The sequence below is a fragment of the Streptomyces xingningensis genome (genome assembly GCF_054957865.1).
In genome coordinates this window covers 51,254-75,560 of sequence record NZ_JBDJPF010000004.1, presented here as the reverse complement: position 1 = coordinate 75,560, position 24,307 = coordinate 51,254, and the positions used below count along the sequence as shown (strand labels likewise).

At 70.1% G+C, this 24,307-nt stretch carries 18 protein-coding genes; 9 read left to right on the top strand and 9 right to left on the bottom strand.

Going from position 1 to position 24,307, the window contains the following annotated elements; all coding sequences use genetic code 11:
* Window positions 1-82 precede the first annotated feature (82 nt).
* Both ABCR83_RS03470 and ABCR83_RS03465 read left to right on the top strand, forming a co-directional pair.
* Window positions 83-304: a DUF5326 family protein gene (locus ABCR83_RS03470; RefSeq protein WP_462693204.1), complete on the top strand. Its 222-nt coding sequence runs from the start codon at window positions 83-85 to the stop codon at window positions 302-304.
* Window positions 305-771: 467 nt separating this feature from the next.
* A complete protein-coding gene (locus ABCR83_RS03465) occupies window positions 772-1,218 on the top strand; it encodes an SsgA family sporulation/cell division regulator (RefSeq protein WP_462693202.1) in 447 nt (148 codons plus the stop codon).
* A 17-nt stretch (window positions 1,219-1,235) separates the two neighbouring features.
* On the opposite strand, the gene ABCR83_RS03460 is transcribed toward ABCR83_RS03465, so the two are convergent.
* The 3 genes from ABCR83_RS03460 to ABCR83_RS03450 all read right to left on the bottom strand — a co-directional run bounded on the left by ABCR83_RS03460 (window position 1,236) and on the right by ABCR83_RS03450 (window position 4,486).
* On the bottom strand, window positions 1,236-2,771 hold the full coding sequence (locus ABCR83_RS03460; protein WP_462693200.1) for an SPFH domain-containing protein: 1,536 nt from the start codon (window positions 2,769-2,771) through the stop codon (window positions 1,236-1,238).
* A 116-nt stretch (window positions 2,772-2,887) separates the two neighbouring features.
* Window positions 2,888-3,094 carry a hypothetical protein gene (locus tag ABCR83_RS03455; protein ID WP_462693198.1) on the bottom strand — a complete coding sequence of 69 codons (207 nt, stop codon included), beginning with the start codon at window positions 3,092-3,094 and terminating at the stop codon, window positions 2,888-2,890.
* 36 nt (window positions 3,095-3,130) lie between these two features.
* Window positions 3,131-4,486: a YibE/F family protein gene (locus ABCR83_RS03450; RefSeq protein WP_462693196.1), complete on the bottom strand. Its 1,356-nt coding sequence runs from the start codon at window positions 4,484-4,486 to the stop codon at window positions 3,131-3,133.
* A gap of 189 nt (window positions 4,487-4,675) precedes the next feature.
* Here ABCR83_RS03450 and thiC point away from each other — a divergent pair, with 189 nt between their 5' ends.
* Complete coding sequence (gene thiC, locus ABCR83_RS03445) at window positions 4,676-6,478, top strand: phosphomethylpyrimidine synthase ThiC (RefSeq protein WP_462693194.1); 1,803 nt, start codon at window positions 4,676-4,678, stop codon at window positions 6,476-6,478.
* A 275-nt stretch (window positions 6,479-6,753) separates the two neighbouring features.
* Here the strand turns inward: thiC and ABCR83_RS03440 are convergent, their stop codons facing one another.
* The 4 genes from ABCR83_RS03440 to ABCR83_RS03425 all read right to left on the bottom strand — a co-directional run bounded on the left by ABCR83_RS03440 (window position 6,754) and on the right by ABCR83_RS03425 (window position 11,478).
* A complete protein-coding gene (locus ABCR83_RS03440; protein ID WP_462693192.1) occupies window positions 6,754-7,716 on the bottom strand; it encodes a BRO-N domain-containing protein in 963 nt (320 codons plus the stop codon).
* A gap of 155 nt (window positions 7,717-7,871) precedes the next feature.
* The gene (locus tag ABCR83_RS03435; RefSeq protein WP_462693190.1) at window positions 7,872-8,771 is read right to left on the bottom strand and encodes a hypothetical protein; all 900 of its coding nucleotides are present in this window, start codon (window positions 8,769-8,771) and stop codon (window positions 7,872-7,874) included.
* A gap of 182 nt (window positions 8,772-8,953) precedes the next feature.
* Window positions 8,954-10,084, bottom strand: a complete 1,131-nt coding sequence (locus ABCR83_RS03430) for a metallophosphoesterase (RefSeq protein ID WP_462693188.1) — start codon at window positions 10,082-10,084, stop codon at window positions 8,954-8,956.
* A gap of 281 nt (window positions 10,085-10,365) precedes the next feature.
* Window positions 10,366-11,478 carry a LacI family DNA-binding transcriptional regulator gene (locus tag ABCR83_RS03425; RefSeq protein WP_462693186.1) on the bottom strand — a complete coding sequence of 371 codons (1,113 nt, stop codon included), beginning with the start codon at window positions 11,476-11,478 and terminating at the stop codon, window positions 10,366-10,368.
* Window positions 11,479-11,803: 325 nt separating this feature from the next.
* On the opposite strand from ABCR83_RS03425, the gene hisC reads away from it, so the two are divergent.
* The 6 genes from hisC (at window position 11,804) to ABCR83_RS03395 (ending at window position 22,274) form a co-directional block, all read left to right on the top strand.
* Window positions 11,804-12,883, top strand: a complete 1,080-nt coding sequence (gene hisC / locus ABCR83_RS03420) for a histidinol-phosphate transaminase (protein WP_462693184.1) — start codon at window positions 11,804-11,806, stop codon at window positions 12,881-12,883.
* Window positions 12,884-13,138: 255 nt separating this feature from the next.
* Complete coding sequence (locus ABCR83_RS03415) at window positions 13,139-14,725, top strand: cytochrome ubiquinol oxidase subunit I (RefSeq protein WP_462693182.1); 1,587 nt, start codon at window positions 13,139-13,141, stop codon at window positions 14,723-14,725.
* 36 nt (window positions 14,726-14,761) lie between these two features.
* On the top strand, window positions 14,762-15,763 hold the full coding sequence (cydB, locus tag ABCR83_RS03410; RefSeq protein ID WP_462693180.1) for a cytochrome d ubiquinol oxidase subunit II: 1,002 nt from the start codon (window positions 14,762-14,764) through the stop codon (window positions 15,761-15,763).
* Window positions 15,764-15,779: 16 nt separating this feature from the next.
* The gene (gene cydD / locus ABCR83_RS03405) at window positions 15,780-19,286 is read left to right on the top strand and encodes a thiol reductant ABC exporter subunit CydD (RefSeq protein ID WP_462693178.1); all 3,507 of its coding nucleotides are present in this window, start codon (window positions 15,780-15,782) and stop codon (window positions 19,284-19,286) included.
* 132 nt (window positions 19,287-19,418) lie between these two features.
* Window positions 19,419-21,056 carry a sensor histidine kinase gene (locus tag ABCR83_RS03400; protein ID WP_462693368.1) on the top strand — a complete coding sequence of 546 codons (1,638 nt, stop codon included), beginning with the start codon at window positions 19,419-19,421 and terminating at the stop codon, window positions 21,054-21,056.
* 159 nt (window positions 21,057-21,215) lie between these two features.
* Complete coding sequence (locus ABCR83_RS03395; RefSeq protein ID WP_462693176.1) at window positions 21,216-22,274, top strand: M23 family metallopeptidase; 1,059 nt, start codon at window positions 21,216-21,218, stop codon at window positions 22,272-22,274.
* 3 nt (window positions 22,275-22,277) lie between these two features.
* On the opposite strand, the gene ABCR83_RS03390 is transcribed toward ABCR83_RS03395, so the two are convergent.
* Complete coding sequence (locus tag ABCR83_RS03390; RefSeq protein WP_462693174.1) at window positions 22,278-23,141, bottom strand: Cof-type HAD-IIB family hydrolase; 864 nt, start codon at window positions 23,139-23,141, stop codon at window positions 22,278-22,280.
* Between the two features lie 88 nt (window positions 23,142-23,229).
* Entirely contained in the window at window positions 23,230-24,132 is a 903-nt protein-coding gene (locus tag ABCR83_RS03385) for an LLM class flavin-dependent oxidoreductase (protein WP_462693172.1), read from the bottom strand.
* Between the last annotated feature and the right edge of the window lie 175 nt (window positions 24,133-24,307).

The window sequence follows — 24,307 nt, the reverse complement described above, 5'->3', positions numbered from 1 at the left end:
CTAGCATCGAGAACAGGCCGGGGCATCGGGCTCCGGGCGTCCATCCGTCAGTGATGTGTTGAATCGGAGAGCAGGGGACGACATGGCTGAGAAAGGGATACTCGCGGGGCTGCCCTGGTGGGTCAAGTGGATCGTCTTGCCGGTCCTTGTGCTCCTGGTATTCGGGACGCTGATCGTCAGTGTGCTCGGAGTCCTCATCAGCATGATCTTCAAGGCATTGCTGTTGGTGGCGCTCATCGGCGGCCTGATCTTCGTCTTCAAGAAGTTCACGTCGTCCTCGTCGTCGAAGGGCGGCGATTGGTAGGGGCGATGGGTGCGGGGCGCCGAGCCGTCCGGTGCCCTGCACCGAACTCGTCGCGGGTTCTTGCCCGGTGGAATTCGGCGGTTCCGTCAACTCAACGAAGCAATGCGCGGGAAGTACTTCTCCCGTCAGCCGATACCACTCTTTCACCCCGCCACCGCGTGTGCGATGAGGGCGGTACGCCCACCGCTCCTGTCCATCCCGGCATGGTTCCCACCAGTTCCAACCGGTGTGTCACTTTGGCCAGTTCCCTGCTGTTGCCTGCTGCCGAATCAGGCGGAACGACTCCGCCCCGTAGTCGAGTCGCTACGCTCCAGAGTCGGAGAGCTCGTAAGCTCACTCTCGATCTCTATCGGTAACTGAAAAATCACTCCTTGTGATCCACGGGGCGTTGTTGTCAGACTATGGCGTCATTAGAGGGTCATGAGGATCCAATCCCGGCCAAACCGACGAAGACGGGGCATTGGGCGATGCGCGACACAGTTCAGGCAGAAGTGATCATGACATTCCTCGTTTCCGAGGAACTGTCCTTCCGTATCCCGGTGGAGCTGGGCTACGACAGCAGCGACCCCTACGCGGTGAAGTTCACCTTTCACCTTCCCGGTGACGCACCGGTGACCTGGGCGTTCGCAAGGGAGTTGCTGCTGGACGGGCTGAGTCAGCCCTCCGGCGAGGGCGATGTGCATATCGCCCCCGCCTCCGCGCAGCACCTTTCGGACGTCTTCATCCGGCTGCAAGTGGGCGGCGAGGGCGCCCTGTTCCGGGCGGGCGCCGCCCCCCTGGTGGCCTTCCTCGACCGGACCGACCGCGTCGCACCGCTCGGCGAGGAGCACGCGGTCGCCGACTTCGACTACGACCTGGCCGCGGCGCTCGACAACATCCTCGCCGGCAACACCGAGGGTCAGAACGCCGGTTAGCCCAACGGTGGGCTCGGTTAGCCCACGGTGGGCTCCTCGATCGGCACCCGCTCGGCACGCGGGGCCGCCTTGCCGCCGCCCTTGCCGTCGGCGTCAGGAGCGCCGTCCGCCGCCGGACCGGGCCCATCGGTGCCCATGGCCGCGAGCAACTGTCGCGCCAGCCCCAGGCCCGTGCCTCCCATGGTGAGCGCCTTCGCAAACATCTCGGACATACCGTCCGCGCCGTTCAACAGCACCATATGGTCCACGTTTCCGAACGCCTGCGCCCCGGCTCGCACGATCTCCGGCCACTTCTCGGCCAGTTGCTGGGCCACGACCGCATCCTGGTTCTCCGCCAGCGCCGCCGCCCGCGCCTTGATCGCCTCGGCCTCGGCCAGCCCCTTGGCCTTTGCCGCCTCGGCCTCGGCCAACCCCCTGGCCCGGGCGGCCTCGGCCTCGGCCAACCCCCTGGCCTGCGCGGATGCCGCCTCCGCCTCACCCGTCGCCCGGGTCGTCTGGGCCGCCGCCGTGCCCCGCGCCTTGGTGGCCTCCGCCTCGGCGGCCGCCGCCGTCTTCACCCGCGTCGCCTCCGCCGCGGCCGCCAGCTCCGTCTCCCTGGCCTTCGCCTGGGCCGCGGAGATCCGGGCGTCCCGCTCCGCCTCGGCGAGCGTGCGCTTCTCATAGGCCGCCGCGTCCGCGGGCTTGCGGACGTCCGCCTGGAGCTGCTGCTCCCGGCGCTGCGCCGCCAACTCGGCGACCCGCGTCTCCTGGACCACGACCTCCTGCTGCGCCCCGGCCTCCGCGAGCGGCCCGGCCTGCCGGGCCTTGGCGGCCGCGCTGTCCCGCTCGGCCTGATAGCCGGCCTGCAGGATCTCGCTGTCCCGGGTGGCCTCCGCCATCCGGGCCGCCGCCTGCTGCTCCGCCTCGGTGGCCAGCCGGTCCGCCTCCGCCTGGGCGATGCGGGCGTCCCGCTGGACGGCGGCCGCATGCGGCGCGGACAGGTTCTTGATGTAGCCGGTCGGGTCCTGGATCTCATGAATCTGCAGGGAGTCGATGATCAGGCCCAGCTTCTCCATCTCCGAGCCCGAGGCGGCCCGGGTCTCGCCCGTCAGCCGCTCCCGGTCGCGGATCATGTCCTCCACCGTGAGACCGCCGACGATGGAACGGAGGTGGCCCGCGAAGACGTTGTGCACCCGCTCGGCCATGAACTTCTGCTGGTCGAGAAAGCGGCGGGCGGCATTGGCGATCGAGACAAAGTCATCGCCGACCTTGAAGATCACCACGCCATGAACTTTGAGTGGAATGCCCTGCTTTGTCACGCAGTCCACGTTCAACTCGGCCTCGTTGAGATCGAGCGACAGCTTTCGCACCACTTGCACCCCGGGCAGCACCAACGTGCCCCGCCCGGTGACGATCCGGAAGCCCATGCCCTCCTCCAGCCCCTCCAGGCGGTGCCTGGAGCCGGAGATGACGAGCGCTTCATTGGGCTCGGCCACCCGCCACATCAGCTTGAACAAGCCGACCAGGATGGCGATGGCAACGAGGACGACCCCCGCCGCGATCCCGATGAACATGCGTCTGAACCCCCTTAGGCGGCCCTGTCCCGCGACAGGGCGCAGAGATCAACGGCCGTGGCCCCCAAGGAGCATGGGGCATGCCGGCCCGGCCGGTGGCGGTCTTCTCCCGCCGGTCATCCGCCCCCATAGGCCGGTGTCACATACACCGTGCGCGGCGGCTGATACTCCACGACCATGACGACGGTGCCCCGCTCGATGCGGATGCCGGGCTCCGCGGGATACGCCAGAAACGCCTCGGAACCGCCCCGCACCCGGAGCATCACCTCGCCGACCAGCCCCGGGCCCACCACCCCGGTGACTCTGCCCAGTTCGCCGACCAATGCGACTCCCCCGTCCGTCCTGCCGTGCGGCACCGGTCACTTCGCGCGGTGGCGCCTGCCACCCCTGACCTTTGCCCTGCCCCTTGCCCCGGGCCGGAACCCGGTACTCGCATTGTGCCGGTCGGCACTGACAACGAGCGCTGCCAGGGCGGTTGTCACCGGAACCGACAGCACCAGCCCGATGCTGCCGACCAGGGTCCGTACGATCTCCTCCGCGACGACCTCGCTCGTCGCCACCGTCCCCACTCCGCTGTCGGCGATCGAGAACAACAGCAGCAACGGCAGTGACGCACCCGCGTACGCCATCACGAGCGTATTGACGACCGACGCGATGTGATCCCGTCCGATGCGCATCGCCGCACCGTACAGTTTGCGCCAACTAGCGCCCGGATTCGCGTCCTTCAGCTCCCACACGGCGGACGTCTGTGTCACGGTCACATCGTCGAGCACCCCCAGCGAACCGATGATGACCCCCGCGAGCAGCAGCCCCCGGGTATCGATCTGCGGAAAGAGGCCGTGCACCAGGCCCATCTGGTCGTCGGTGTTGCCCGTCAGCTGCGCCCAGTCGATGAAGAACGAGCCGAGCAGGCCGATGACCAGCAGGGAGGTGAGTGTCCCCAGCACCGCCACGGACGTACGGGCGTTGAGGCCATGGCACAGATAGAGCGCGATCAGCATGATCGCGCTGCCTCCGACCACGGCGACCAGCAGCGGGTCCGAACCCTGCAGGATCGCCGGGAGAATGAACAGCGTCAGCAGCCCGAAGCTGATCACCAGGGCGACCAGGGCGAACACCCCGCGCAGTCGGCCGATGGCCACCACCGCGAGCGCGAACACCCCGGCCAGCAGGGCCATCGGCAGCTTCCGGTCCACATCCGTGACCGAATAGCGCAGATTCTTCGGTGCCTTGGGCGCATAGGCCAGGACCAGCTTCTGCCCCACGGAGTAGTGGCGGGACGCGCCCGGGTGCACGATCTCGGTGAAGGTGTGCCCCTTGTCGGGGCCCGATGCGACCTCCACGGTTGCCTTCTGACACGGCCCCCGCTCGGGCGCGGCCCCCTGCGACTGCTCTTGCTGCCCCTGCTGTCCGGCCGGTCGGCCGCCCATCGCGGCACAGTCCGTCTCCTCCACCGCCACCACCCGCCCCGCCCGCGTCTGCTGGTCGAGGCCCACCCCGGTGTGCTGGTGCGGTGGCGTGCCGTCCGGCCACAACATGACCAGCCCGGCCACCACCGCGGCGGCGAACGGGATCAGCACGGCCGTGATCACCTTGCGCAGATGTGCGGATACCGGACTGGCCGGGCCATGACTATGGCCGTGTCCATGGGCATGCGAGTCGCCGGGGGCGGGCGAGGGGCCGGGGTCACGGGGAACGGGGTCGGCGCGGGTCACCGCCCGATCATCGCAAGCCCCTCTGGCCCTCCGCCCGGGGAAGGCGCTAGCGTTGTGGCACCTTTGCAATCGCGGGAGCTCGGAGCACCGGGCTGAGAGGGCGCTGACCTCCGTACTCAAGTGCGGAAGCCGCTGCGTCGACCGCCGAACCTGTTACCGGGTAATGCCGGCGTAGGGAGTTACGGTCTCATGGCCACGCAGGACGCACGCATGTCCGCAGATACGTCCACCAGCCCGTCGACAACTGGACAAAACACCCAGATCGGTTGGCACAAGGACTACCTTTCCGGCGGCCCAGGCTCCCGTCCGGACCTCCGGGTACCCGTGCGCAGGGTCCACCTCACCAATGGACAGGACATCCGGCTGTACGACACCTCCGGCCCCTACACCGACCCGGCCGTCACCACGGACGTCCGCCGGGGTCTCCCGCCGCTGCGCGAGAACTGGATCGTCGGCCGCGCCGACACCGAGGAGTACGCCGGACGCCCCATGCGCCCCGAGGACGACGGCATCAAGCACACCTCGCCGCGCGGCGGCCTCAGGAACCTCGACGCCGTCTTTCCCGGCCGCCCCCGGCTGCCCCGCCGGGGCCGCGACGGGGCCCCGGTGACCCAACTCGCCTATGCGCGACGCGGCGAGGTCACCGCCGAGATGGAATATGTCGCGCTCCGCGAGAACGTCTCCCCCGAGACCGTCCGCGAAGAGATCGCGGCGGGCCGCGCGGTGCTGCCCGCCAATGTGAACCACCCCGAGATCGAGCCGATGATCATCGGCAAGAAGTTCCTGGTCAAGGTGAATGCCAATATCGGCAATTCCGCCGTCACTTCCTCCATCGAGGAAGAGGTCGAGAAGATGACCTGGGCCACCCGCTGGGGCGCCGACACGGTCATGGACCTCTCCACCGGCCGCAACATCCACACCACCCGTGAGTGGGTGCTGCGCAACTCGCCCGTTCCGATCGGGACCGTGCCGCTCTACCAGGCCCTCGAAAAGGTCGACGGCAAGGCCGAGGAACTGACCTGGGAGATCTACAAGGACACGGTCGTCGAACAGGCCGAGCAGGGCGTCGACTACATGACCGTCCATGCGGGCGTACTGCTGCGCTACGTCCCGCTCACCGCCCGCCGCAAGACCGGCATCGTCTCGCGGGGCGGCTCGATCATGGCGGCGTGGTGCCTGGCGCACCACAGGGAGTCGTTCCTCTACGAGAACTTCGAAGAGCTCTGCGAGATCCTCGCGGCCTATGACGTCACCTACTCGCTGGGCGACGGCCTGCGGCCCGGCTCGATCGCGGACGCCAACGACGAGGCGCAGTTCGCCGAGTTGAGGACGCTGGGGGAGCTCAACTCGATCGCCAAGCGGCACAACGTCCAGACCATGATCGAGGGTCCGGGCCATGTCCCGATGCACAAGATCAAGGAGAACATCGACCTCCAGCAGGAGATCTGCGAGGAGGCCCCGTTCTACACGCTGGGCCCGCTGACCACGGATGTGGCGCCCGCCTACGACCACATCACCTCCGGCATCGGTGCCGCGATGATCGCCTGGTGGGGTACGGCGATGCTCTGCTACGTCACGCCCAAGGAGCACCTGGGCCTGCCGGACCGCGACGACGTCAAGACCGGCGTGATCACCTACAAGATCGCCGCCCATGCGGCAGACCTCGCCAAGGGCCACCCGGGCGCCCAGGAATGGGACGACGCGCTCTCCGACGCGCGCTTCGAATTCCGCTGGGAGGACCAGTTCAACCTGGCCCTCGACCCGGACACCGCCCGCGCCTTCCACGACGAGACACTGCCGGCCGAGCCGGCGAAGACCGCGCACTTCTGCTCGATGTGCGGGCCCAAGTTCTGTTCGATGAAGATCTCACAAGACATCCGCCGGGAGCATGGTGGAGAGCTGGCCGCGGTTGACGTCGAAGCGGGGATGGCCGAGAAGTCAAAGGAGTTCGCGGCGGCGGGGAATCGGGTGTATCTGCCGGTGGCGGAGTGAGGTTTGCAACTTTGGCGGGGCTGTGAGCTGTGAGTTTGCGTGAGGTGTCGCTTCTGGCGACACCTTGGCGAGAGCTTGAGGGTCTAACCAGATGTTAGATCTCGGTTTTCCACAGGGGTATGACCTGCACTTTTGCGCCAAGTGTCGCCTCCAGCGACGGTTGGCGCAAGATCTCTTCATTAATGCAGATGTAGGGAGTGCTGAACCCGGTACAGTCTGTGCGGGCCCGAAGCCGCAACTTGGATTTGCGACTTCGGGCCCGAACTGCCTTCCGACTACTTGAGGACGTAGACGGGTGTGCCGTCGTCCAATGTGCCGGTCTGGCGGATGCAACCGCGCTTGAGCATCATCCGCAGCGCGTCATGAACACGGTGAACGGTCAGCCCGGTGCGTGTGGCGACTGTGTCCAACGGGTAGCAGGACTCGCCGAGTTCGATGAGCGCCGGGAGGATGTACGCGGCCACGGCCCAGATGTCGTTGGTGACCGCCAGGTTGCGATCCCGCCAGCCGTTGATCACCGATTCCGCCGTGACGCGTGGCCGAGGCGGGGGTGGGGGTGCCGTGCGTTGGGCGGGTGGGAGCCGATCGACGATGTCTCCCATCCGGTCCGTGAGTCGCTTCAGGGTCGCGATCGACTCTCGCTGCGCAGCGCCGACGTCTCGGAGGGCATCGGCGGTCTCCTGCCGGGATCGAATGGACTCCCGTTGCCAGGCCGAGAGCTCTTCGATCAGCCGGACGTTCCGCTCCTCCAACCGCACGAGTGCGTCAACAACCTGGGCGGGCATGGCGTATGCCGTTGCGCCCGGTTGTTGTACTTCAGCCTTCTCGAGGGTGTACGAACCCTCTCGCTGGATAGTGAGGATGACTTCTGAAACCCAGTGCTTGAACGGCAGGCACGAGGGCTTGGTGCATGCGTTGACGAGAAGGATGAGGCCTTGCAGATCAATCATCTGCAAGTCTCGGCGCCACTCCCTACCTGCAGGAATGCCGAGACTGTGACTTCCAGTCACAGTCTCGAGAAACTCTCGGCGCTCCTCCGGGACATGATCGAGCAGAGCCTTGCGGGTCGTCGTGTAGCCCAGCTCCCTGCATACGTCGGCGGCAGGAAACCAGTGCTCCCCGTTGGGGAGCGTGAGTCGTCGGACACGTACCCCTGTAGCCGCGTAGACGAAGTCGCTGACGTCGAGTGCGTCCTGTGTGTTGGCCGTCAGATCCGGCGGCACGTTCTGTGTGCTCATGGTGAGCATCACCTCCGCACCGACCGTAAGCAGGCTCAAACCCGAACCACCGCAATATAAACGGAAGTTCACCCAATAAGGGCGGATTCGGCGACTTCCGCTGTGCATGGTGCGTACTCGGATGTAAGTGCGGGATACCCCCGCTCGAGGTCAGATCACTCGGGTTGCTCCTCCGGGCCCCCGAAGTCCGGGCTGGTGAAGTCCGGGCTGGTGAAACTGGGCCGTGTGTGCGGTGAGTTGTCGCTGTCGTGGCTGGAGAATCCCGGGCGGGAGTAGCCCAGGTGCGGGGTGCGGCCGTGGTGGTCGCGCGTTCTCGGTCCGGGAACATACGAAGTGCCCGGCTCCGCCGGAGCGTTGGCGAGCGCTTCGCGCAGGAACGGCAGGACGCCGCGTTCCAGCAGTGCCTGCCGCCAGGCTTCCCGGGCGTGCTCCATTTCGTCCGCCGTCCGGTCGCCCGGAGTGTTCGCCTCCGGGCCGTGTCCGTTGCGCAGGGCGGTGAGCAGGAGCGCGGTCATGGCGATGAGCCCGCCGACGGCGGTGAGGCCGGCGAACCACCAGCCGGCGGTGATCATCGGGTCGCCGACCGAGTCGTTCGACGCGACCACCCGCAGCACATAGCCGATGACAAGGAAGAGGAGCGCGGCGATTCCGGCCAGGACCGGGGCCAGCACGGCGAGCACCGCGCCGGCCCCCGCGCCCTCGGCGGCATCGCCGGGTGCCGTCGCGGTTGTGGACGCGGCGGCCGGGTCGCCGTTGTCGCCCCGCGCCGCGCGGCCGGCGCCGACCCGCTGCTGCTGGACGGCGCCGGACCGGGCACGGAGATCGTCCCGCGCCCTGACATACGTACGGTATTCCGCCATCGCGCAAGCCGAGATGGCGGCCATGGCATTGATGGCCATGGTGCGCAGTTGTTCGGTATTGAGCCGCTGTCCTATCGCGGCGGCCAGTGCGCTGATCTCCGGGTCTCTGTCCGCTGAACGCAACGCCTGGTCCAGTACCCGCTCGAATTCCGGGCGGTCCTCGGCCAGTAGGTGCGGAGCGCTGTTCATGTGCATCCCCCGATGCTCCGTAGGGCCTGATATCCGGCTTGTACCGGGTAGTGGGCGGAAACGGAGGAGAGCCTGCTACGGATAAGCCGATGGTAGAGCCGCACCGACACGGGGTGACAGTGCGTTTCCCGAATTACCCCCGTGGCGGTGGAACTCCGTATTTGCCCGTGGTCCCGCGGACTGAACCCTCAGCCGGCCAGGGGAAGCTGCACCACCAGCAGTTTTCCGGCCATCGTGACCCCTCCGTCCATCGCGAGGGCCAGGCCGTCCGCATACAGATGCGGACCGTTCACCACCGGAGCGCCGTCCTCACCGTCCGCGTCCTCGGCACCGACCTCACCCAGCAGATAGGGGATGGGGCTGTGGCCGTGCACCACGCGGCTGCCACCGTAGGTCTCCAGCAGTTCGCGCGCGGCCCTGGAGCCCGCCTCGTCGCGGAAGGCGAACCGCTTGGTGAACTTGCGGAACAAGTCCCAGCACTCGTCCGGGTCGTTGCGCTGCAGTGCCTCGGTGATGGCGTCGTTGACGGCCTCGATGGAATCGCCGTAGTCGAGGTAGGCGGTGGTGTCCGAGTGCACCAGCAGGTGCCCGTCCTGCTCGGCCATCGCGTCGAGCCGGGACATCCACTGCAGATGGTGGTCCTCCAGGCGTTCCATGTCGGTGCGCTGGCCGCCGTTGAGCAGCCAGGCCGCCTGGAAGGAGGCGGTGCCGGCCCCGGAGTTGACGGGGGTGTCGCCGAACCGCTTGGCGCCGATCAGCAGCAACTCATGGTTGCCCATGAGCGCCTTGCAGTAGCCGCCGGCCGCCGCGGCCTCGGCGGACAGCCGCATCACCAGGTCGATGACCCCGACACCGTCCGGGCCCCGGTCGGTGAAGTCGCCGAGGAACCAGAGCCGGGCGTTGCCCGCGGCCCAGTGGCCGTGCGCGTCGATGAGCCCCTGCTCGGCCAGTGCCCCGTACAGCTGGTCGAGATAGCCGTGCACATCGCCGACGACATAGAGCGGTCCCGGGCCGGGGGGCAGGGGCTGGGTCTGCGGGACGGTCAGCGGGGTGAGCTCGACAGTCGGCAGGTCGGCGGATGCGGGGTGGCCGATGACCGGAAGGTCATGGGCGGTCGGGGTGTAGCCGCCGAGGTGTGCGGCGTGCTCGGCGGGCAGCTCGGCCGACGGGAGATCCATGCGGGGGAATTCCTGGTGCGCGGCGTGCTGGGCGTAGTCGGGCGCGTAGTCGGGCACCAGCGATGGCGCGGCGTACCCGGGGTAGGGCGTTGCCGCCTCCGTGGTCCGTACCGCAGGTTCCTGTTCGGCCCCCTGAGCCATCGACCCCTCCACCGTCGCGCCGCAGTGCACCTTGTGGACCCTGCCTGGTCGCCGGCGGCCCGTGGTGTCGTGCGCCCATCATAGGAATGACCGTCGCGGCTTGGGACGCACCAGGGGCCGTCAATCGGGGAGGGAGACAGGGTTTGTCGGTCATTTCTCCCCAATTGCGTCATTCGCGCCGGTCAACGAGGTGGCGGGCCTCGCCGTCACGGCCGTCGGGCCGTTCTGTTCGCTCGCCGTACCCGAGGCCGCTCATGTTGACGGCCGGTCCGGATGCGGCGTCAGGTGGTGGCGGGGCCGCGCGGGGCGCTGATCGTGGTGCGCGGGGGGCGGCGCTCGGAGGAGGTCCGCACGATGAGCTCGGTGGGTATGACCTGTTCCACCGGCCGTCCGGTGTCCAGTCCTTCGATGGCGTCGATCAGCAGCTGGACGACGGCGGTGCCGATGCGGCGGGGCTTGAGGGAGAGGGTGGTGATGGGCGGCTCGGTGGTGGCGTAGACGGTGGACTCGCTGCAGCAGACCAGCAGCAGGTCGTCCGGTACGCGCAGCCCATAGCGGCGGGCGGCGGCGAGCAGGTCGGTGCCATTGGGGTCGAAGAGGCCGTAGACGGCGTCGGGGCGGTCGGGGCGGGCGAGCAGCCGGTCGGCGGCGACGGCGCCGGCACAGGGGTCGTGGGCGGGGTACTCCTCGCAGACCGGGTCCTGGCCGATCCGTTCGCACCAGTGCAGATAGGCGTGCGTGGAGAGCCGGGTGTAGGTGTCGGTGGTGGTGCCGGTGAGCAGGCCGATCCGGCGGGCGCCGGCGGCGGCCAGGTGGTCGAGGATGCCCAGGACGGCGGCCTCATGGTCGTTGTCCACCCAGGCGGTGACGGGGAGGGTGCCGGCCGGGCGGCCGTCCGACACCACCGGGATGCCCTGGCGGACCAGGTCGGAGACGACCGGGTCGTGGTCGGAGGGGTCGATGACGACGGTGCCGTCGAGGGCGACGTTGGACCACACATCGTGGCGGGAGGTGGCCGGGAGGATGACAAGGGCGTAGCCGCGGGCGAGGGCGGCGGAGGTGGCGGCCCTGGCCATCTCGGCGAAGTAGGCGAATTCGGTGAAGGTGAAAGGTTCATCCCCGTAGGTGGTCACGGTCAGGCCGATGAGGCCCGACTTGCCCGTACGGAGGGTGCGGGCGGCGGCCGACGGGCGGTAGCCCAGTCGCTCCGCTACCTCGCGGACATGGCGGCGGGTCGCGTCCGGAAGCCGGCCCTTGCCGTTGAGCGCGTCGGAGACGGTCGTGATCGAGACTCCGGCGGCGGCGGCCACATCCCGGATGCCCGCCCGTCCCTGCCGGCTGCCCCTGCGGGCTGATTCCGCCCGGCTCACCTGGTGCTTCCCTGCTGCTGTCATGGCGAGCCGATAGTAGGGCTCGGGTGGTTCGTTGGCAGGGCTCCATATTTCACTGTTGACAGGCACGTTTCTGCATGTCGAATTCCAATCAATGACCATGGAACTACAGGCAGTTGATGGGGGTGAAGGTGAACGGCTGACTCCTGGCATATCTACGCCCGTTGAGTGGTCCAGGTCTCGAAGCGGTCTCAACTCACCTTCATGAGGGATGCGCGCCAGGGCGCCCGCCACGGCGCGCGCCAGAGGAAGAAGCGCGTCTTGGGCCCTGGACGCCGTCCGGGGCAATCCTCATAAGGTGTGCAGTATTCGAGTGAGGAGGCCCGTGGTGACCGAGAAGACCCCCAAGCTGCGCCCTGAGCTGGACGGCGTGCCGACCTATAAGCCCGGCAGGCCGGCTGCCACCGGTGGCCCGGTCGCGTACAAGCTGTCCTCGAACGAGAACCCCTATCCGCCGCTGCCCGGAGTGCTGGAGAGCGCGGTCGCGGCGGCGGGCTCCCTCAACCGCTATCCGGACATGGCCTGTACGGGGCTGATGGCGGAGCTGGCGGACCGCTTCGAGGTGCCGCTCGCGCACCTGGCCACCGGCACCGGCTCGGTCGGTGTCGCCCAGCAGCTGGTGCAGTCCACCGCGGGGCCAGGGGACGAGGTCCTCTACGCCTGGCGTTCCTTCGAGGCATACCCGATCATCACCCAGGTGTCTGGCGCCACTCCGGTGCAGGTCCCGCTGACCTCGGATGAGGTGCACGATCTGGACGCCATGCTGGCCGCGATCACCGAGCGGACCCGGCTGATTTTCGTCTGCAACCCCAACAATCCGACGGGCACGGTGGTGCGCCGGGCCGAGCTGGAATCCTTTCTGGACCGGGTGCCGTCCGATGTGCTGGTGGTGCTGGACGAGGCATACCGCGAGTTCATCCGGGACGAGCAGGTTCCGGATGGCATTGATCTCTACCGGGACCGGCCCAATGTCTGTGTGCTGAGGACCTTCTCCAAGGCGTATGGGCTGGCCGGGCTGAGGGTCGGTTTCGCGATCGCACACGATCCGGTCGCGGCAGCGCTGCGCAAGACCGCCGTCCCCTTCGGGGTGAGCCAGGTGGCGCAGGACGCGGCGGTCGCCTCGCTGCGCAGCGAGGAGGCGCTGCGCGAGCGGGTCGACGCGCTGGTGGCGGAGCGGGCCCGGGTGGTCGCGGAGCTGGCCGGTCAGGGCTGGACGGTGCCGGAGGCGCAGGCCAACTTCGTCTGGCTGCGGCTGGGGGAGCGCACCTCGGACTTCGCCGCCGCGTGTGAGCGGGCGGGTGTGGTGGTGCGGCCGTTCCCGGGTGAGGGGGTGCGGGTGACGATCGGTGAGACCAAGGCGAATGACCTCTTCCTGCGGGCGGCGGAGGAGTTCCGCGCAGAGCTCTGACCGCTGCGCGGTCCAGGCCGTAGGGGATGCGGACGCCCCGGAGCGGGCCCCGGAGCGGGGTCTGTTCCGGGGCGTCGCCGTGTGCGGCCGGCGCCAGGGGGTACCCCCGCTGCTTGGCCGAAAAAGCATGTGCCATATGCTTGTGAATGTGAACGCGTTCACAAGCGCGTGCTTTATGTCCTGCTTTCGCTGGGACGTATGGGGCGTAACGTCGGCGATTGATCGCCGGTGACGCAAGATGCAAGGAGGGACCGAGTGAACCTGGCTCTGGCGCCGGAGACACTGGCGCGCTGGCAGTTCGGCATCACCACCGTCTACCACTTTCTCTTCGTCCCCCTCACGATCAGCCTCGCGGCGATCACCGCGGGCCTGGAGACCGCCTGGGTCCGCACCTCCAAGGAGAAGTACTTCCACGCCACCAAGTTCTGGGGAAAGCTCTTCCTCATCAACATCGCGATGGGCGTGGTCACCGGCATCGTGCAGGAGTTCCAGTTCGGCATGAACTGGTCGGACTACTCGCGCTTTGTCGGCGATGTCTTCGGGGCCCCGCTCGCCATGGAGGCGTTGCTGGCCTTCTTCTTCGAATCCACCTTCATCGGCCTATGGATCTTCGGTTGGGACAAACTGCCCAAGAAGATCCACTGTGCGTGCATCTGGATCGTCGCCGTCGGCACCCTGCTCTCCTCGTACTTCATCCTGGCCGCCAACTCCTGGATGCAGCACCCGACCGGCTACCGCGTGGACAAGGCGACGGGCAAGGCCCAGCTCACCGACATCTGGGCGGTGCTGACCCAGAACACCACCCTGGTCGTGGTGTTCCACACCATCACGGCCGCCTTCCTCACCGGCGCCGCCTTTGTGGTCGGCATCGCCTCGTTCCACCTGTGGCGCGCCAAGCGCAAGCAGATCAGGGGCGAGGAACTCGGCGAGAAGCAGCGCCACCAGATCGGCGCGATGCGGGCCTCGCTGCGCATCGGCCTGGTGGTCGCCGTGATCGCCGGACTGGGTACCGCGCTCAGCGGGGACACCCTGGGCAAGGTGATGTTCGAGCAGCAGCCGATGAAGATGGCCGCCGCCGAGGCGCTGTGGGAGACCCAGTCACCGGCACCCTTCTCGGTCTTCGCGGTCGGTGATGTGACCAAGGGGCACAACAGCGTGGAGATCGAGATCCCCGGAATACTCTCCTTCCTCGCGCACAACAACTTCTCCGACCCCGTCCCCGGCATCAATGATGTCGCCGCACAGGAGGCGGCGAGGTACGGAGGCAAGGCCGAGGACTACATCCCCAGCATCTTCATGACCTTCTGGGGCTTCCGCCTCATGATCGGCTTCGGGATGACCTCCTTTGTGGCCGGACTCATCGGGCTGTGGACCACCCGTAAAAAGCTGTGGCTGGCACCCGAGTTCCGCACCGGCGAGCATGAGGTCCCCCGGCTGATGCTGACCCGGACCCGCGAGATGAACCCCTTCTTCACCAAGTGGTCCTGGCGCATCGGCATCCTCACCATGGGCTTTCCACTGATCGGCAACTCCTTCGGCTGGATCTTCACCGAAATGGGCCGCCAGCCCTGGGCCGTCTACGGCCTGCTGAAGACCGGCAACGCGGTCTCTCCCGGAGTGAGCCAGGGCGAAGTCCTCACCTCCATGGTCGTGTTCACCCTGCTGTATGCGGTGCTCGCCGTCATCGAGGTCAGGCTGCTGGTCAAGTACGCCAAGGCCGGACCGGACACGGACGAGAAGCCCCCGGCCAAGGACCCCCGGCTGCGGCTCCCCTCGGGCGGGCCGGGAGCCGGGGCCGCCGAAGAGGCCGATGCCGACAAGCCGATGACCTTCGCGTACTGACGCGGCCGCGCACCCGGCGGAACGGAGACACTCCCCATGCACCTCCACGACTTCTGGTACCTGCTGATCGCCGTCCTGTGGATTGGCTACTTCTTCCTCGAGGGCTTTGACTTCGGCATCGGCGTGCTGACCAAGGTGCTCGCCAAGGACCGCACCGAACGCCGGGTGCTGATCAACACGATCGGCCCGGTCTGGGACGCCAACGAGGTCTGGCTGATCACGGCCGGCGGCGCGACCTTCGCCGCCTTCCCCGACTGGTACGCCACCCTCTTCAGCGGCTTCTACCTGCCGCTGCTCGTCATCCTGGTCTGTCTGATCGTGCGCGGGGTCGCCTTCGAGTACCGCCACAAGCGCAGCGAGGAGCGCTGGCAGCGCAACTGGGAACACGCCATCTTCTGGTGCTCGTTGCTGCCCGCCTTCCTGTGGGGCGTGGCCTTCGCCAACCTGGTGCGCGGGGTGCCGATCGGGCCGGACAAGAACTTCACCGGCGGTGTGCTCGACCTGCTGAGCCCCTACGCCCTGCTGGGCGGCCTCCTCACGCTCGTCCTCTTCACCTTCCACGGCGCGGTCTTCGCCGCCCTCAAGACGGACGGCGAGATCCGGCACCGGGCCAGGGCGCAGGCGGGCTGGCTCGGCCTGGCCGCGGCCGTCCTCGCCGCGGCCTTCCTCGCCTGGACGCAGGCCGACTTCGGCACCGGACGAAGCCTGCCCGCGCTGGTGGTCTCGCTGGTGGCGCTCGCCGCCGCGCTGGTCATGAACCGGCTCGGCCGGGAGGGCTGGGCGTTCGCGCTGTCCGGGGTGGTGATCGTGGCCGCCTTTGCGATGCTGTTCCTCGCCCTCTTCCCGGACGTCATGCCCTCCTCCACCGACCCCCGGTGGAGCCTCACCGTGACCAACGCGGCCTCCAGTCCCTACACGTTGAAGATCATGACCTGGGTCGCGGGCCTGATGACCCCCGTGATCCTCGGCTACCAGGCGTGGACCTACTGGGTGTTCCGCAAGCGGATCGGCACCCAGCACATCCCCGCCGCCCACTGAGCACCAGGGAACCCCGATGAAGCCCATCGACCCCCGACTGCTGAAGCACGCGTCCGCGACCCGCGTCTTCCTCATCGCCTCCGTGGTGCTCGGACTGGCGGGGGCCGGGCTGGTCATCGCCCAGGCGATGCTGATCGCCGAGACGGTGACCGGAGCCTTCCGGCACGGGCGCACGGCGGCCGGCCTGGCCGGGCCGCTCACCCTGCTGGCCGCCGTATCGGTGGGCCGGGCGGCCGTGTCCTGGCTCACCGAACTGGCCGCCCACCGTGCGAGCGCCGCGGTCAAGTCCCAGCTGCGGACCCAACTGCTGGGTCATGCCACCCGGTTGGGCCCCGGTGCGCAGGGCACCGGTGAGCTCACCACCCTCGCCACCCGTGGCGTGGACGCGCTGGACGACTACTTCGCCCGCTATCTGCCCCAGCTCGGCCTCGCGGTCGTGGTACCGGTGGCCGTGCTCGCCCGTATCGTCACCGCCGACTGGCTCTCGGCGCTCGTCATCGTCCTCACCCTGCCCCTCATCCCGCTCTTCATGGCCCTCATCGGCTGGGCCACCCAGGCCCGGATGGACAGGCAGTGGCGACTGCTGTCCAGGCTCTCCGGGCACTTTCTCGACGTCGTCGCCGGGCTGCCCACGCTCAAGGTCTTCGGCCGGGCCAAGGCCCAGGCCGAGTCGATCCGCGCCATCACCTCCGACTACCGGCGCGCCACCCTGCGCACCCTGCGCATCGCCTTCCTCTCCTCCTTCGCCCTGGAACTGCTGTCCACCATCTCGGTGGCCCTGGTCGCCGTCGGTATCGGCATGCGGCTGGTGCACGGCGAACTGGACCTCTACACCGGGCTGCTGGTGCTGGTGCTGGCCCCCGAGGCATATCTGCCGCTGCGTCAGGTGGGCGCGCAGTACCACGCGGCGGTGGAGGGCCTCGCGGCCGCGGACCAGATCTTCGCCGTGCTGGAGACCGAGCCCGCCCCCCGGGGCGAGGGCCCCGCGCCGGACGCGCGCCACGCGGCCCTGACCGTCGACCGCCTGGTGGTGCGGCACCCCGGACGGGACCAACCCGCCCTGGCCGAGACCTCGTTCGAGGTGTGGCCCGGGGAGACGGTCGCCCTGACGGGCGCCAGCGGCACCGGCAAGACCACCCTGCTGAACGTGCTGCTGGGCTTCGCCCGGCCCGCGAGCGGGCGGGTGCTGGTGGGTGGTGCGGACCTGTCATCGCTCTCCCCCGAAAGCTGGCGGAACCAGGTGGCCTGGGTCCCGCAACGACCCCATCTCTTCGCCGGGACGGTCGCCGAGAACGTACGACTGGCCCGGCCGGACGCCACGGACGCGCAGCTGCATGAAGCACTGCGGGCGGCCGGTGCGCTCGAGTTCGTCTCCATGCTGCAGCACGGCACTGACACTCGCCTGGGCGAGGACGGCGCCGGACTCTCCGCCGGTCAGCGCCAACGCCTCGCGCTGGCCCGGGCGTTCCTCGCGGACCGGCCCGTACTGCTGCTCGACGAGCCGACGGCGAACCTGGACGGGGAGACGGAAGCGGCGGTGGTGGAGGCCGTACGGCGGCTGGCGGTGGGCCGCACGGTGCTGCTGGTGGTCCATCGTCCCGCGCTGCTGGCGGTCGCGGACCGGGTGGTGCGGCTGGGCGGGGCGGCGGGGGAGGTACGCCCCGGTCCCGCCACCGGCCTTCGGCTGGCGGCCGCGCCGCCAGCCCCCCGCACCGCGCCGTCCCGGCCGCCGGACGGCTCGCCGCACCATCCTGCACACCCCCTCGCGCGCGTACGCGCTCAAGGCAGGCCCTGGCGCGGGCGGTTCGCGCTCTCGCTGCTGCTGGCCGGCCTCGCGCTCGGCAGCGCCGTCGGCCTGCTGGCCGTCTCCGGCTGGCTGATCTCGCGCGCCTCGCAACAACCCCCGGTGCTCTACCTGATGGTGGCCGTCACCGCGACCCGCGCCCTCGGCATCGGCCGCTCCGTCTTCCGCTACGCCGAGCGGCTGGTCTCGCACGACGCCGTGCTGCGCACCCTGGCCGGGCTGCGGGTCTCCGTCTACCGGCGGCTCGAGCGGCTGGCCCCGGCCGGGCTGCGCGAGACCCGGCGCGGTGATCTTCTCTCCCGGCTGGTCGCCGATGTGGACGCGCTGCAGGACTACTTCCTGCGCTGGTGGCTGCCGCTCGGCTCGGCCATCGTGGTCGGCGCCGCCTCGGTCGCCTTCACCGGGTGGCTGCTGCCGGAGGCGGGCGCGGTACTGGCCGCCGGGCTGCTGCTCGCCGGGGCCGCCGTGCCCGCGCTCTCGGGGGCCGTCGCCCGGCGCGCCGAGCGACGGCTGGCACCCGCCCGCGGCGAGCTGTCCGCCCAGGTGGTGGACCTGCTGGCCGGTACGGCCGAACTGACCGTCGCGGGCGCCCTGCCCGCCCGGCTCGAGCGGCTGCGCCGCGCCGATGCCGCGCTCACCCGGATCGCCCGCCGCACCTCGGCCGCCACCGCGCTGGGCGCCGGCCTGTCCGCTCTGGCCTGCGGGCTGACCGTGACCGCGGCGGCCTGGGCGGGCGTCCTGGCCGTGCAGGACGGCCGGCTCGGCGGGGTATGGCTGGCCGTGGTCGTCCTTACCCCGCTGGCCGCGTTCGAGGCGGTGACCGGGCTGCCGCTCGCGGTGCAGCACCGTCAGCGGGTCCGCCGTTCCGCGGAGCGGGTGTTCGAGGTGCTGGACGCCCCCGAGCCGGTGCGGGACGGGACCGCGCCCGCGCCCCCGTCGCCGTTCCCGCTGCGGGTGGCGGAGCTGACCGCACGCCATCCGGGCCGGTCCGTGCCCGCCCTGGACGGCTTTGCGATGGAGCTCGTCGAGGGGCGCCGGATCGCCGTCGTGGGGCAGTCGGGGGCGGGCAAGACCACGCTGGCGCAGGTGCTGCTGCGCTTCCTGGACGCCGAATCCGGCAGCTACACCCTCGGCGGCCGGGAGGCGGCCGGGATGGACGGCGATGCCGTGCGGCGGCTCGTCGGCCTGTGCGCACAGGACGCGCACCTCTTCGACAGCTCGGTACGGGAGAACCTGCGGCTCGCCCGCCCCGACGCGAGCGACGCCCAGCTGTGCGCGGCGCTGCGCGCGGCACGGCTGCTGACCTGGGTGGAGAGCCTGCCCCAGGGGCTGGATACGCTGGTCGGCGAGCATGGCGCACGGCTGTCCGGCGGCCAGCGGCAGCGGCTCGCGCTCGCCCGGGCGCTGCTCGCGGACTTCCCGGTCCTGGTGCTGGACGAGCCCGCCGAGCACCTTGACCTGGCGACCGCCGATGCGCTCACCGCGGATCTGCTGGCGGCCACCCGGGGCCGTACGACCGTACTGATCACCCACCGGCTGGCCGGGCTGGAGGCGGTCGACGAGGTGATCGTGCTGGCCGAGGGGCGGGTGGTGCAGCGGGGCGGCCCCGCGGAACTGGCCGGAACGGACGGGCCGTTCCGGCGGATGCTCGAGCGGGAACGGGATGCGGAGCCCGTTGACGGCCATCCGCCGCTTTCCATGGCAAAAGGTACTTATTAGGCTCTGGGTATGGCAGCCATGGCAGAACCCTCCGGCCCCCAGGACCCCACGGCACCCCGGGATCCCTCGGAGCAGCAGGAGTCACAGGATCCGCTGGCGATCGCCACCGAGGCCACCCGCAGCCTGCAGGGCATGTCCACGGAGCTGACCGCGCGCGTTCCCCAGCTGCTGGAGGCCATGCGCTCGGTCGGCACCGGCCCCGAGCTGCACACCACGCTCGACCGGATCGCCAGGACCGCCGCCGAGCTGGCCGACGCGCGCTATGCCGCCATCGGCGTCATCGACTCCACCGGCGAGGGGCTGGCCGACTTCATCACCCATGGTGTCACCGCGGAGGAGCACCGGCGCATCGGGGCCCTGCCGGACGGTCATCAAGGGCTGCTGGGGGCGCTGATCCACCAGCCCGCGCCGGTGTTGCTCGCGGATCTGACGGCCGATCCGCGGTCCTGCGGCTTTCCGCCGGGGCATCCGCCGATGCGCAGCTTCCTGGGGGTGCCCATCCGGGTCGGGGGCGAGATCTTCGGCAACCTCTATCTCACCGAGAAGCGCGGCGGCGGCGAGTTCAGCATTGCGGACCTGCACATGGTGAAGATCATCGCCACCGAGGCGGGCATCGCGATCGGCAATGCGCGGGTGTACGAGGAGGGCCGTCAGCGGATGCGCTGGATCGACGGTTCGGTGGCCGTCACCACCGCCCTGCTGGCCGGCAGCGACGCGGAGGATGCGCTCGCGGTCGTCGCCGAACAGGCGCGCAGGCTCGCGGACTCCGACGCGGGCATTGTGCTGCTGCCGGACGACGAGGGCGGGCTGGAGGCGGTGGCCGTCTCCGCCGACGACCCCGCCGGGCTGCTGGGCGCGGTGATACCGCACCACAGCCCGGTCGTCTCCCAACTCATGTCCGGCCAGCCGGTGTTCACCGATGACTCGGCCACCGATCCCCGGATGCTGGAGGTCGCGCCCCGCTTCGGCCCCAGCATGCTGCTGCCGCTCAAGAGCGGTGACCGGGTGCTCGGCTCCCTGGCGACGCCGCGGCGCCGTGGCGGCCGCAGGTTCAGCTCCGCCGAGCGGACCCTGGCCGAGCGGTTCGCCGCACAGGCCGCGCTGGCGCTGGTCCTGGCCGAGGCGCAGCGCGACCGCGAGCGGCTCGCCGTCTTCGAGGACCGCGACCGGATCGCCCGGGACCTGCACGACCTGGTCATCCAACGGCTCTTCGCCACCGGGCTGTTGCTGGAGAGCGCCCAGCGCAAGACCGTGGTGCCCGATGTGGGGCGGACGGTGAGTCAGGCCGTGGACGAGCTGGACCGGACGATCCAGGAGATCCGGACGGCGATCTTCGCTCTGCAGCAGGAGCCCGCCGAGGCGCCCGCGGGGCTGCGCACCCGGGTGCTGCGGGAGATCGGCACGGCCGCCGTGCCGCTGGGTTTCCGGCCGTGTGCGAGCTTTGTCGGGCCGGTGGACGCGAGGGTCGGCGAGCGTACCGGCAAGAACCTCATCGCGGCGCTCCGCGAGGCGCTCTCCAATGCCTTCCGGCACGCCCGGGCGACCCGGATCGAGGTCCTCGTCGATGCGACGGCCCGGCTGGCGGACGGGCGGGACGCGGTACGGCTCACGGTCGCCGACGACGGGGTCGGCATCCCGGCGGGCGGACGGCGCAGCGGGCTGCGGAACCTCGCCAAACGGGCCGAGTCGCTGGGCGGCTCCAGCTCGTACGGGCCGGGGCTCGGCGAGGACGGGCGCGGCACCCGGGTGGTGTGGGAAGCGCCCCTGTAGGCGCCCCTGTAAGCGCCCCTGTGGGCGTAGCACAGGTATCGCTTGGCGGCATCTTGTGCTCCGAACGGTCCTGTACAGGAGCAGGGTGCCGGAACGCAGGAAACGATCACGGTTATGCGGTCTTCGTATCGTCGGTCTGGTCGTTTTTCCCGGTATGGCGTGGCTCTGTGCGCGCTGGGTGTGCTGGTGGCTCCGCTGCTGGTGTCCGGGCCGTCCGCGGCCGTCCGGGCTCCGGCCCGGGTCGCGCGGATCGGTTCCGAGGTGTACCGGCTGGCCCAGGAGGCGGGGCGGGCCAGGGAGCGGTACGAGCGGGGGCTGCTGGCGGTGCAGGAGCGCCGGGAGCGGGCCGGACGGCTCACCTGGCAGCTGCGCGGGCAGCGGTTCGTCTCGGCGGTGCTGCGCGAGGACGCCGGGGCCGCGGCTCGTGCGCAGTACCGCACCGGTGGGTTCACCGCCGTGGACAGCGAGCGGTTCGCCGATGACCCCTTGGCGCTGCTGGCCGTGCAGGAACATGACGTCGAGCGCCGGGACCAGCTGGCCCGCCGGCTGGCCGAGGCCGACGACCGGGCCGGGGCGCTGGCGGTCGAGGAGCGGTCGGCGGTGGCCGCCTGGCATGCGCTGGAGGAGGACGTGTCCCGGATGCGCGAGGCGAGGGGCGCCCTGGAGAACCGGCTGGCGGCCGCCCGCGGGGAGCTGAACAGCCTGGCCGAGGCGGCCATCGGCCGCGGCCGCTGCGAGCCGGTCGACCGGGAGGCCATCGACGCGGGCGACGCGGCGCACCCGGGGGGCGAGACGCGCCACAGCTGGACCCGCCCGGTGCTGGAGTACCAGCTCTCGGCCGGTTTCGGCGGCTCCGGCGCGAACTGGTCCGGCACGCACACCGGTCAGGACTTCGCGATCCCCATCGGCACCCCGGTGCGCTCGGTCGGGGCCGGGACGGTGGTCTCGGCGGGGTGCGGGGGAGCCTTCGGCGTCAGCCTGGTGATCCGGCACCCGGACGGCTGGTACTCGCAGTACGCGCATCTGTCGGCGCCCTTTGTGGCGCCGGGGCACCGGGTGCGCCCGGGCGAATGGATCGGACTGTCCGGGACCACCGGGAATTCCACCGGCCCGCATCTGCACTTCGAGATCCGCACCAGTGAGGAGTTCGGCTCCGCCGTCGAGCCGGTGGAGTGGCTGCGCGCCCGTGGCGTGTGCCTGACGGCTTCGCGCTGCTGATCCCTAGCGGGCGCCCAGTATCCGCTCGATGACCTCGGCGACGCCGTCGTCGTTGTTGCCCGCCGTCCGGTGGGTGGTGGCGGCCAGGACCTCGGGGTGCGCGTTGGCCATGGCGTAGGAGGTGCCCGCCCAGTCCAGCATCTCCAGGTCGTTGGGCATGTCGCCGAATGCCACCACCTCTTCGGGGGCTATGCCGCGCCGGGCGCAGCACCGGGCGAGGGTGCTGGCCTTGCTGACGCCGAGGCCGCTGACCTCCAGCAGGGCGGTCGGGCTGGACCGGGTGAAGCAGCCGTGGTCGCCGGCCACCGCGCGGGCGATGGCGAGGAAGTCGTCGGGGGGCAGGTCGGGGTGGTGGGCGAGCAGCTTGAGGATGGGGGCGGCGAGGTCGGTTCCGTCGCCCAGCGCCTCCTCGGCCGAGGCGATGAAGGCGAGCGGCTCGAGCTGGAAGGGCGGGTACCGCGGCTCGTACTGGACGCCGGTGGTGCGGTCGATGGCGAAGGAGGTGCCGGGGACGGCGGCGCGCAGCGTATGGACGATGGCCAGGGCGTCGGCGTACGCCAGCGGCCGTACCTCGACGAACCGGCCGCCGTCGTGCAGGTCGACGACGGCGGCCCCGTTGGCGCAGATCGCCAGCCCATGGCCGTGCACATGGGCGCTGACCACGTCCATCCAGCGCACCGGCCGCCCGGTGACGAAGAAGACCTCGATGCCCGCCGCCTCGGCGGCGGCCAGGGCGGCGACGGTGCGGTCGGAGACCGTCTGGTCGTCGCGCAGCAGGGTGCCGTCGAGGTCGGTGGCGATCAGCCGGGGTACCGCGGCTCTCTGGCGGGCCGCCGGGGGCTGGGGCTGCTCGGTGGTTGAGGTCACGGTTCCATTCTCGGCCACGGGGTGGGTCTGGGCGCGTGCGTGTGCGGTGGCTCATACCGCTGTCCGGAAGGCGGCCATCGGACACCCCCTAGCGGAGCTGTGCCAGGCCCTCCGTGGCGATCCGGTCGAAGACCTTGCGGTCGGCCGCGAAGTCCGAGCCGGGTATGGGGGTGTGGATGACGATCTCGTCGATTCCCAGCTCGAGGTGGCTGCCCGCGAAGTCGACAAAGGCGTCGAACGAGTCCAGCGGGCGGTCCGGGGTGAAGCCGGTGACCAGGATCTTGTCCAACTCCCGTGCGTCCCGGCCGATTTCCTCGCAGACCGCGCCGAGCTTGGCGAGCTGCCCGCGGATCGCTTCGCGGGACTGCTCCGGCGTCCCCGTTTCGCTGACCTTCGGGTCGCCGGTGGTCACCCAGGCCTGTCCGTGCCGGGCGGCCAGCCGCAGCCCGCGCGGTCCGGTGGCGGCGATCGCGAAGGGGATGCGGGGGCGCTGGGCGCAGCCGGGTATGTTGCGGGCCTCTTCGGCGGAGTAGAAGCCGCCCCGGTGGGACACGGCGGGCTCGGTCAGCAGCCGGTCGAGCAGCGGTACGAACTCCGCGAACCGGTCGGCGCGCTCGCGCGGTGTCCAGGGCTCCTGGCCGAGCGCGGTCGCGTCGAAGCCATTGGTGCCGGCCCCGATGCCCAGGGTGATCCGGCCGCCGGAGATGTCGTCCAGCGAGATCAGGTCCTTGGCCAGGGTGACCGGGTGCCGGAAGTTCGGGGAGGTGACGAGTGTTCCCAGCCGGATGCGCCGGGTGGCGGTGGCCGCGGCGGTCAGGGTCGGGACGGCGCCGAACCAGGGGCCGTCGCGGAAGGTCCGCCAGGAGAGGTGATCGTAGGTGTATGCGGCGTGGAAGCCGAGCTCCTCGGCGCGCCGCCATTCATCGCCGCCGCCCTGGTGCCAGCGGTGGATGGGAAGGATCACGGTGCTGAGGCGCGGGGAATTCGTCATGGGTTCGAGCCTACGTGCGAGGGCTCGGGACCAGCTGCCGGGTCCTGGACGGGACCGGGTGCCGGGCCCTGGGCGTAACCGCTTGCGGAACCGTTCTTTACCCCGCCCTTTACCGCGCGCAGGGCGGGTGGCGAGGGAGAATCGGGGCAGAGGCATCTACGGGGGTAGGGTGCCC